9 protein-coding genes are annotated in these 9,458 nt (G+C 72.2%); all 9 read left to right on the top strand.

Annotated features, from left to right (window positions below; all coding sequences use genetic code 11):
* On the top strand, positions 1-394 hold a 394-nt coding region (locus Q6969_RS09455), incomplete at its 5' end, for a fructosamine kinase family protein (RefSeq protein WP_317230209.1).
* 109 nt (positions 395-503) lie between these two features.
* The gene (locus Q6969_RS09460) at positions 504-2,096 is read left to right on the top strand and encodes a trehalose-6-phosphate synthase (RefSeq protein ID WP_317230210.1); all 1,593 of its coding nucleotides are present in this window, start codon (positions 504-506) and stop codon (positions 2,094-2,096) included.
* Between the two features lie 5 nt (positions 2,097-2,101).
* Positions 2,102-2,929: a trehalose-phosphatase gene (otsB, locus tag Q6969_RS09465; protein WP_317230211.1), complete on the top strand. Its 828-nt coding sequence runs from the start codon at positions 2,102-2,104 to the stop codon at positions 2,927-2,929.
* A 75-nt stretch (positions 2,930-3,004) separates the two neighbouring features.
* The gene (locus Q6969_RS09470; RefSeq protein ID WP_317230212.1) at positions 3,005-6,007 is read left to right on the top strand and encodes a Na+/H+ antiporter subunit A; all 3,003 of its coding nucleotides are present in this window, start codon (positions 3,005-3,007) and stop codon (positions 6,005-6,007) included.
* Positions 6,004-6,582 carry a Na(+)/H(+) antiporter subunit C gene (locus Q6969_RS09475; RefSeq protein WP_104343218.1) on the top strand — a complete coding sequence of 193 codons (579 nt, stop codon included), beginning with the start codon at positions 6,004-6,006 and terminating at the stop codon, positions 6,580-6,582. The genes Q6969_RS09470 and Q6969_RS09475 overlap by 4 nt, the downstream gene beginning before the upstream one ends.
* Positions 6,579-8,171 (top strand): Na+/H+ antiporter subunit D, encoded by a 1,593-nt coding sequence (locus tag Q6969_RS09480; RefSeq protein WP_317230213.1) that lies wholly within the window; start codon positions 6,579-6,581, stop codon positions 8,169-8,171. Before Q6969_RS09475 ends, Q6969_RS09480 begins: the two co-directional genes overlap by 4 nt.
* Entirely contained in the window at positions 8,168-8,842 is a 675-nt protein-coding gene (locus tag Q6969_RS09485) for a Na+/H+ antiporter subunit E (RefSeq protein ID WP_317230214.1), read from the top strand. The genes Q6969_RS09480 and Q6969_RS09485 overlap by 4 nt, the downstream gene beginning before the upstream one ends.
* Positions 8,839-9,114 (top strand): monovalent cation/H+ antiporter complex subunit F, encoded by a 276-nt coding sequence (locus Q6969_RS09490; RefSeq protein ID WP_094115421.1) that lies wholly within the window; start codon positions 8,839-8,841, stop codon positions 9,112-9,114. Before Q6969_RS09485 ends, Q6969_RS09490 begins: the two co-directional genes overlap by 4 nt.
* The coding region (gene mnhG, locus Q6969_RS09495; protein WP_317230215.1) for a monovalent cation/H(+) antiporter subunit G at positions 9,111-9,458 on the top strand (348 nt) is incomplete at its 3' end. The genes Q6969_RS09490 and mnhG, both read left to right, overlap by 4 nt.

The following is a 9,458-nucleotide window of genomic DNA, read 5'->3' on the forward strand; positions in this document are numbered from 1 at the left end:
CGCCGGGCACGCGACCCCGGCGCAGGCGGCCGACGTGGAGCGCGCCTGTGCCGCGTGCGCCGACGGCCGGTTCGACGACGGGCGGCCGCCCGCCCGCATCCACGGCGACCTCTGGTCGGGGAACGTGCAGTGGACGGCGACGGGCGCGGTCCTCATCGACCCGGCCGCGCACGGCGGCCACCGGGAGACCGACCTGGCCATGCTCGCGCTCTTCGGCTGCCCCGGGCTCGAGGACCTCCTCGGCGCCTACGCGGACACCGGGGCCCTCGCCGCGGGCTGGCGCTCCCGCGTCCCGCTGCACCAGCTCCACCCGCTGGCCGTGCACGCCGCATCGCACGGACCGGCCTACGGGGACGCCCTGCACGACGCGGCGCGGGCGGTGCTCCGCATGTGACGCGGGCGGTCACGGGCCGTCCGCCGCCCCCTGTCGGACGACGACCGGACTGGTAGCCTCGGACAGCCGAGCAGGCACCACGCAGCTCTGCGCGACCGAGACGGGAACCGTGACTCCGCCACCCTCATCCACCTCCTCCGCGACCGAGCCGACGACGGCGGACGCCGGCGCCGACGAGGTCGAGCCCGGCACCTACGACCTCGTCGTCGTGTCGAACCGCCTCCCCGTCGACCGCGTCGTCGCCGCCGACGGCACCACCTCCTGGCGCCACTCGCCGGGCGGCCTGGTCACGGCGCTCGAGCCCGTCATGCGCGCCAACGAGGGCGCGTGGATCGGCTGGCCCGGCATCGCGGACCACGACGTGGAGCCCTTCGTCGACGACGGCATCTCGATCATCCCCGTCACGCTCTCCGAGCAGGACCTCGCCGAGTACTACGAGGGCTTCTCGAACGACACCCTGTGGCCGCTGTACCACGACGTCATCGCGCAGCCGAGCTACCACCGCGAGTGGTGGGACACCTACGTCACGGTCAACCAGCGCTTCGCCGACGCCGCCGCGCTCGCCGCAGCGCCCGGGGCGACGGTCTGGGTGCAGGACTACCAGCTGCAGCTCGTCCCGAGGATGCTGCGCGAGAAGCGCCCCGACCTCACCATCGGCTTCTTCAACCACATCCCGTTCCCGCCCTACGGCATCTACTCGCAGCTCCCGTGGCGCACCCAGATCATCGAGGGCCTCCTCGGGGCCGACGTCATCGGCTTCCAGCGCGTGGCCGACGCAGGCAACTTCACGCGCGCCGTCCGACGGCTGTTCGGGTACACGACCCGCGGATCCACGGTCGACGTGCCCGTGCGCGGCGGCGTGGCGCTCACGGTCCCCGGCACGAAGCCGTCGAAGCCCGTTCGCGAGCTCCGCACCCGGCCCGTCGTCGCCAAGCACTACCCCATCTCCATCGACGCGCGGAGCTACGAGGAGATGGCCAAGGACCCGGCCATCCAGGAGCGCGCGCGTCAGATCCGCGCCGACCTCGGCAACCCGCGGACGATCCTCCTCGGCGTCGACCGGCTCGACTACACGAAGGGCATCGGGCACCGCCTCAAGGCCTTCGGGGAGCTGCTCGCCGAGGGGCGCGTCAAGGTCGAGGACGCGACCCTCGTGCAGGTCGCGAGCCCCAGCCGCGAGCGCGTCGAGACGTACCGGCAGCTGCGGGACGAGATCGAGCTCACGGTCGGCCGCATCAACGGCGACTACGGCTCCATCAGCCACACGGCCATCAGCTACCTGCACCACGGGTACCCCAAGGAGGAGATGGTCGCGCTGTGCCTCGCGGCCGACGTGATGCTCGTCACGGCGCTCCGCGACGGCATGAACCTCGTCGCCAAGGAGTACGTCGCGACGAAGCACTCCGACCAGGGCGTCCTGGTGCTGAGCGAGTTCGCGGGCGCCGCGGACGAGCTGAAGGCCGCGCTCCTCGTGAACCCGCACGACATCGAGGGGCTCAAGGAGTCGATCCTCCGCGCCATCGAGATGCCGGTCGCCGAGCAGCGCAAGCGCATGCGCTCGCTCCGCAAGCGCGTCTTCGAGAACGACGTGGCCGCATGGTCGAGCTCGTTCCTCGCCGACCTCGGGCGCACGCACGCCGCCTCCATCCACGAGGGACCCGACGAAGAGGTCGTCGAGCCGCTCATGGACGAGGGCTGGTAGCGCGCGTGGTCGAGGTCGACACCGACATCCAGGCCAAGGGCGGCCGCGGCTTCCCCGGCCGCCTGTTCGAGGCGCTCACGGAGCTGGCGCGCACGCCGCGGCTCCTGGTGGCCCTCGACTTCGACGGCACGCTCGCGCCCGAGGTCGACGATCCCGAGAAGGCGCGCGCCGTTCCCGAGGCCCGCGCCGCCGTGCTCGCGCTGCTCGCGCTCCCGGACACGCGCGTCGCGCTCGTCTCCGGCCGGGCGCTGCGGAGCCTCGAGGCCGTCGCCGACCTGCCGGACGAGGTGCTGCTGGTGGGCTCGCACGGCGTCGAGATCCGCCTCGACAGCGACGACATCGAGCTCGTGCTCGACGCCGACGAGCTCGAGCAGCGCGGGGTCCTCTCCGACGTGCTCGGCCAGGTCGCCGACTCGCTCGACGAGGTCTGGATCGAGGAGAAGCCCGCGGGCTTCGCCCTGCACACCCGTCTCGCGACCGAGCGCCACAGCCGCATCGCGCACCTCGTCGCGACGCAGGAGGCGCACGCCGAGGTCGACGGCCTCAAGGTGCGCTCCGGCAAGGACGTGCTGGAGTTCAGCATCCGGCAGGCCACCAAGGGCGAGGCGGTGGAGCACCTGCGCCGCTACGCGGAGGCCACGGCCGTCTTCTACGCGGGCGACGACGTCACCGACGAGGACGCCTTCGCCGCGCTCCAGGCCGGCGACCTCGGCCTGAAGAGCGGCACGGGCGCGACCGCGGCGGACTTCCGCGTCGACGGCCCGCACGACGTGGCGCGCGTGCTGCAGGTGCTCGCGGACCTGCGCGGCGACCCCGCCGTCCTGTCCCGCTGACGCACCCGTCCCCGGACTCCCAGGTAGAGCCCAGGTAGACTGGGGCATCAGCCGACTCGCGAGAGGAGACCGCACGTGCTCGTCCTCCTCTCGGTGTTCCTGCTCGCGTCCGTCGCCGTCCCGTTCCTCGCCCGCGTCATGGGCGTCCGGGCCTTCCTCGTCGCCGCCCTCGTGCCGGCCGCGGCCTTCGCCTACACGGTGGCGCAGGCGCCCGCGGTGCTGCCGGACGGCGAGGTCGTCGAGCGCGTCACCTGGATCCCGTCGCTCGGCATCACGCTCGACATGCGGATGGACGCGCTGTCGTGGCTGCTGGCGCTCGTCGTCACGGGCGTCGGCGCGCTCGTGCTCCTCTACTGCGCGCGCTACTTCCGCTCCTCGGAGGAGGGGCTGGGGCGGTTCGCCGGGCTCCTGCTGGCGTTCGCCGGCGTCATGTACGGCCTGGTCCTCGCCGACGACGTCTTCGTGCTCTTCACCTTCTGGGAGGCCACGAGCGTCCTCTCCTACCTGCTCATCGGCCACTACACGGGCAAGAAGGCGAGCCGAGGCGCGGCCCTGCAGGCGCTCCTCGTCACCACGGCGGGCGGGCTGGCGATGCTCGTCGGGCTCGTCATCCTCTCGGTCGCGGGCGGCACGACGAGCCTCGCGTCGCTCGTGGCGGACCCGCCGGGCGGCCCGCTGATCCCCGTCGCGGTCGTGCTGGTCCTCCTCGGCGCCCTGTCGAAGTCGGCCCTCGTGCCCTTCCACTTCTGGCTCCCGGCCGCCATGGCCGCGCCCACCCCCGTGAGCGCGTACCTGCACGCCGCCGCGATGGTGAAGGCGGGCATCTACCTCATCGCGCGCCTGGCGCCGGGCTACGCGGACGTGCCGGGCTGGCGCGTGCTCCTCGTCGTCCTGGGCGTCGCGACCATGCTGGTCGGCGGCTGGCGCGCCCTGAAGCAGATGGACCTGAAGCTCGTCCTCGCCTACGGCACGGTGAGCCAGCTGGGGTTCCTCACCGTCGTGGTGGGCTACGGAACGCGCGACGCGGCCCTCGCGGGCGTCGCCCTCCTCCTCGCGCACGCGCTGTTCAAGGCCACCCTGTTCCTCGTCGTGGGCGTGGTGGACCACCGCGCCGGCACCCGCGACCTCCGCAAGATCAGCGGGCTCGGCCGCAAGGCGCCGGTCCTCGCGGTCATCACGGCGCTCGCCCTCGCCAGCATGGCGGGGCTCCCGCCGTTCCTCGGCTTCGTCGCCAAGGAGGCCGTGCTGTCGGCGCTCCTCCTCGACGCCGAGCTCGGCGGCGGCCTCGGCTGGGTCGCGCTCGTGGGCGTCTCCGTCGGCTCGTGCCTCACGGTCGCCTACAGCGCGCGCTTCATGTGGGGCGCCTTCGCCCGCAAGCGCGGGGTGGACGAGGTCCAGCCGGTGCACGAGCACCTCGACTTCCTCGTGCCGCCCGCCGTGCTCGCCGCGACCGGCCTGGTGCTCGGGTTCCTCGCGTCGTCCGTCGACGGCTGGATCGCCGGGTACGCGGACACGCTGCCCGCCGTGAGCGCTGGCGCCTCCGGGGAGCCGGACCACACCTACCACCTGGCCCTCTGGCACGGTCTGGAGCCCGCGCTGCTCATCTCGGCCGGCACGCTCGTGGTCGGCCTCGCGATGTTCCGCCTCCGCGACGGCGTCTTCGCGCTGCAGTCGCGCGTGCCGTCGTGGATCGACGCCGCGCGCATCTACTGGGCCTCCATGCGCCTCATCGACCGGGTCGCGGCGCGCACCACCGCCACGACGCAGCGCGGCTCGCTGCCCTTCTACCTGGGCGTCATCCTGCTCGTGCTCATCGGCTCCGTCGGCTCCGCGCTCGCGCTCAACCGGTCCTGGCCGACCACCGCGGTGCCCTTCGACCACCCCGCGCAGCCCGTCATCGGCATCGTGATGATCGTGGCGGCCATCGCCGCCGCCCGCGCCGGCAAGCGGTTCCAGGCGGTCGTCCTCGTCGGCGTCACCGGGTACGGCATGGCCGCGCTCTTCGCGCTCCACGGCGCCCCCGACCTGGCGCTCACGCAGGTGCTCATCGAGACGATCACGCTGGTCGCGTTCGTGCTCGTCCTCCGCCGCCTCCCCGTGCGGCTGGGGGAGCGCAACCGCTCCGTGCACCCCGTCTGGCGCGCGTCGATCGGCATCGCGGTCGCCGTGCTGATGTCCACGGTGGCGGTCGTGGCGCTCGGCGCCCGCGTGGCGACGCCCATCTCGCTGGAGTTCCCGCGCCTCGCCTACGAGCAGGGCCACGGCAGCAACGTCGTCAACGTCACGCTCGTCGACCTGCGCGGCTGGGACACCATGGGCGAGATCTCCGTGCTCATCGTGGCGGCCACGGGCGTCGCGAGCCTCATCTTCCTGAACCGCCGCACCGACTCGCTGCCCCGGCTCACGGCGCCGTCGCGCCGCAGCCTCCTCGCCCGGCTCTCCGGCCGGCGCGACCCGGACGCCGCTCCGCTCGAGGTCGAGCAGGGCGCCGACGGACCCCGCATGGAGGCCCGCCAGGCGCTGAAGGACAGCCGGCGCTCGGAGCGCAGCCCCTGGCTCCTCGCGGGGCGCACGCTCGCGCCCCAGAACCGGTCGATCCTCCTCGAGGTCGTCGTGCGCCTCCTCTTCCACAGCCTCATCGTCGTCTCCGTCTACCTGCTCTTCGCCGGCCACAACCTGCCGGGCGGCGGCTTCGCCGGCGGTCTCCTCGCGGGCATGGCCCTCGTCGCCCGGTACCTCGCCGGCGGCCGCTACGAGCTCGGCGCGGCAGCCCCCGTCGACGCCGGACGCGTGCTCGGCACGGGCCTCGTGTTCGCGGTCGGCACCGCGGCCGTGCCCCTCGTCTTCGGCGCCGACGCCCTCACCTCCACCTGGATCGACACCGAGGTGCCCCTCATCGGGCACGTCGAGTTCGTCACCAGCACCTTCTTCGACGTCGGCGTCTACCTCGTCGTCGTCGGCCTCACGCTCGACGTGCTCCGCAGCCTCGGCGCGGAGGTCGACCGCCAGGAGGAGAGCGACCGCACGGTCGAGCAGGGAGCGGACGGCATCGAGACCGAGCAGGGGGTGAGCGTGTGAGCGTCTCCGTCACCCTCATCGTGATCATGGCCGCGCTGTACGCGACGGGCATCTACCTCATGCTCGAGCGCAGCATGACGCGCGTGCTCCTCGGGTTCCTGCTCGTCGGCAACGCGACCAACATCCTCATCCTCATCATGTCCGGGCGGGTGGGACTCGCGCCCATCTACGACGAGGACGTGGACCCGTCGGAGTACGCGGACCCGCTGCCGCAGGCGCTCATCCTCACCGCCATCGTCATCACCTTCGGCGTCTCCGCCTTCCTCATGGCGCTCATCTACCGCTCCTGGCGCCTCGCCAACGCCGACGTCGTCACGGACGACGAGGACGACCTCGCGATGCGCGGCCCGCGCACGGGCCTCGGCGAGGAGCCGACCGTGCCGGACGACGACGACACCGAGTTCGGCACCAACGCGGAGGCGGCCATCGCCTCCGCCCGGCAGCTGCGCGACAACCGATCCGATCTGGAAGAAGCCATCGACGACTCCGCCGACGACGACGACCACCGCGACTTCCGCACCATCCGCGCGGAGCGGGACGACCGCGGCGCGACGGACGGGGGCGAGGCGAAGTGACCGTGTTCCAGTCCCTCATCCCGCTCGTCGTCCTGGTGCCCCTCCTCGGCGCGGCCGCCGCGCTCGTCGCCGCGCGTCAGCGCCGCCTCCAGGTTGCGGTCTCCGTGCTGGCGCTCGTGATCGTCGTGGCGATCAGCGCCGTGCTCCTCGTGCTGGTCGACCAGCAGGGCGGCCAGTCCGTCGAGGTCGGCGGGTGGGCGGCGCCGTTCGGCATCGTGCTCGTCGTCGACCGCCTCTCCGCGCTCATGCTGCTGATCTCGTCGATCGTGCTGCTCGCGGTCCTCATGTTCTCCATCGGCCAGGGCCTCGAGGACGGCGACGGCGAGACGCCGGTCTCCATCTACAACCCGACCTACCTCATCCTCGCCGCGGGCGTCTTCAACGCGTTCGTCGCGGGCGACCTGTTCAACCTCTACGTCGGGTTCGAGATCCTGCTGGTGGCGAGCTACGTGCTCCTCACCCTCGGCGGCACGGAGGCGCGCATCCGCGCGGGCGTCACGTACATCGTCGTCAGCCTGGTCTCGTCGATGCTGTTCCTCGCCTCGATCGCGATGATCTACGGCGCCCTCGGCACGGTGAACATCGCCCAGATCTCGGTCCGGCTCGACGAGATCCCGCCGGACGTGCAGCTGATCCTGCACATCATGCTGCTGGTCGCCTTCGGCATCAAGGCGGCGGTCTTCCCGCTGTCGTTCTGGCTGCCGGACTCCTACCCGACGGCGCCGGCGCCCGTCACGGCGGTGTTCGCGGGTCTGCTCACGAAGGTCGGCGTCTACGCGATCCTCCGCACGGAGACGGTCATGTTCCCCACCGACCAGCTGTCCACGGCGCTCATGGTGGTCGCGGCGCTGACGATGGTCATCGGCATCCTCGGCGCGGTCGCGCAGGCCGACATCAAGAGGCTGCTGTCGTTCACGCTCGTGAGCCACATCGGCTACATGATCTTCGGCATCGCGCTCAACACCGTCGCGGGCATGACGGCGACCATCTACTACGTGATCCACCACATCGTGGTGCAGACGACGCTCTTCCTCGCGTCCGGGCTCATCGAGCGCACGGGCGGCAGCACGTCCATCAACCGCCTCGGCGGCCTGCTGAAGGCGGCGCCGGTCATGGCGATCCTCTTCTTCATCCCGGCGCTGAACCTCGGCGGCATCCCGCCCTTCTCCGGCTTCATCGGCAAGGTCGCGCTCTTCGACTCGGGCGCCGAGGTCGGCGGCTGGCTCACCTACGCGGTCATCGCCGCGGGGGCAGCCACCAGCCTCCTCACGCTCTACGCCCTCGCCCGCGTCTGGAACATGGCGTTCTGGCGCGGCGCCGAGGAGGTGGAGGACTACGAGTCCCCGCTGCTCGACCAGCTCTCCGAGCGCCCCGGCGGCGAGGCCGTCACGACGGTGCGGAAGACCCCCGTGCTCATGACGGGCGCGACGGCGGGCATGGTCGTCGTCAGCGTCGCCCTCACCGTCTTCGCCGGCCCCGTCTACGCGCTCGCCGAGCGCGCGGGGGAGAGCCTCACCGGTCCCGGGTCCGGCAACGGCTCCGGCGAGCAGGGCTACGTCGAGACCGTGTTCCCGGGAGGCGTCCGATGACGCCGCGTCGCGCCCGCGCGCGGGCCGAGCGGCTGACCCTGCTCGTGCAGCTGCCCCTCCTGGTGTGGCTCGTGATCCTGTGGCTGCTCCTCTGGGGCCACGTCACGGTCATCTCGGTGGTCACCGGCATCGTCCTCGCGCTCCTGGTGACGCGCGTGTTCTACCTGCCGCCCGTGGAGCTGTCCGGCCGGTTCGACATCCGGTGGGCGTTCATCCTGCTCGGCCACTTCGCCGTCGACCTGGTGCGCGCCTCCTTCCAGGTGGCCGCGCAGGCCTTCGACTGGCGCCGCGTCCCCGTCAACGCGGTCATCGCCGTGCACCTCCACACGCGCAGCGACTTCGTGATGACGCTCACGGCCGAGGTGGTCTCGCTCGTCCCCGGCTCGATCGTGGTGGAGGCCGACCGCGAGCGCTCGATCCTGTACCTGCACGCCCTCGGCACGCCGACCCCGGAGGACGTGGAGCGCGTGCGCGAGAACACCCTGCGGGTGGAGAGCCGCATCGTGTACACGCTCGGCACGGCCGACGACATCTGGCGGATCAACCGCGAGCGCCGGGAGTCCGGCCGCGAGCCGCTCCTGCAGAGCCGGAGGCAGCGGGCGCACGAGCTCGTCCGCGATCGCGACCTGGAGGCCGGACTCATCACGACCACGGGGGAGGAGCTCTCATGAGCGTCGTCATGCAGGTCGGCTACGTCGTGGTCGGCGCGCTGTTCTTCGCCGCGGCCGTCATGGCCGTCGTCCGCATCGTCCGCGGCCCGAGCATCCTCGACCGCATCATCGCGTCCGACGTGCTCCTCACCACGCTCATCTGCGTGCTGGGCGCCGAGATGATCTACAACGGCCACACGCGCACGGTCCCCGTCATGCTCGTGCTCGCCATGACGGCGTTCCTCGCCACGGTCGCCGTCGCCCGCTACGTCTCGAAGCAGGACCCGTCGTGAACGACCTCCTCGTCTCCGGCCCGCTCGCCGACGCCCTCGACCTCGTGAGCCTGGTGCTGCTGATCCTGGGCGGCGTCCTCTCGGTCGCGGCGGGCGTGGGCCTGCTGCGCTTCCCGGACCCGCTGGCGCGCATGCACGCGGCGACCAAGCCGCAGATCCTCGGCGTGATCCTGGTGCTCCTCGCCCTCGCCCTGCAGTCGCAGAGCCTCAGCACCGCGATGATGCTCGTCCCCGTCCTCCTCTTCCAGATGCTGACGGCGCCCATCTCAGCGCACATGGTCGGCCGCGCGGGCTACCGCCTCCGCCACTTCCTCCGCGAGGACCTCCTCGTCGACGAGCTGGAG

The sequence above is a fragment of the Clavibacter sp. MX14-G9D genome, assembly GCF_032917815.1.
GTDB classification, from domain to species: Bacteria; Actinomycetota; Actinomycetes; order Actinomycetales; family Microbacteriaceae; genus Clavibacter; species Clavibacter michiganensis_K.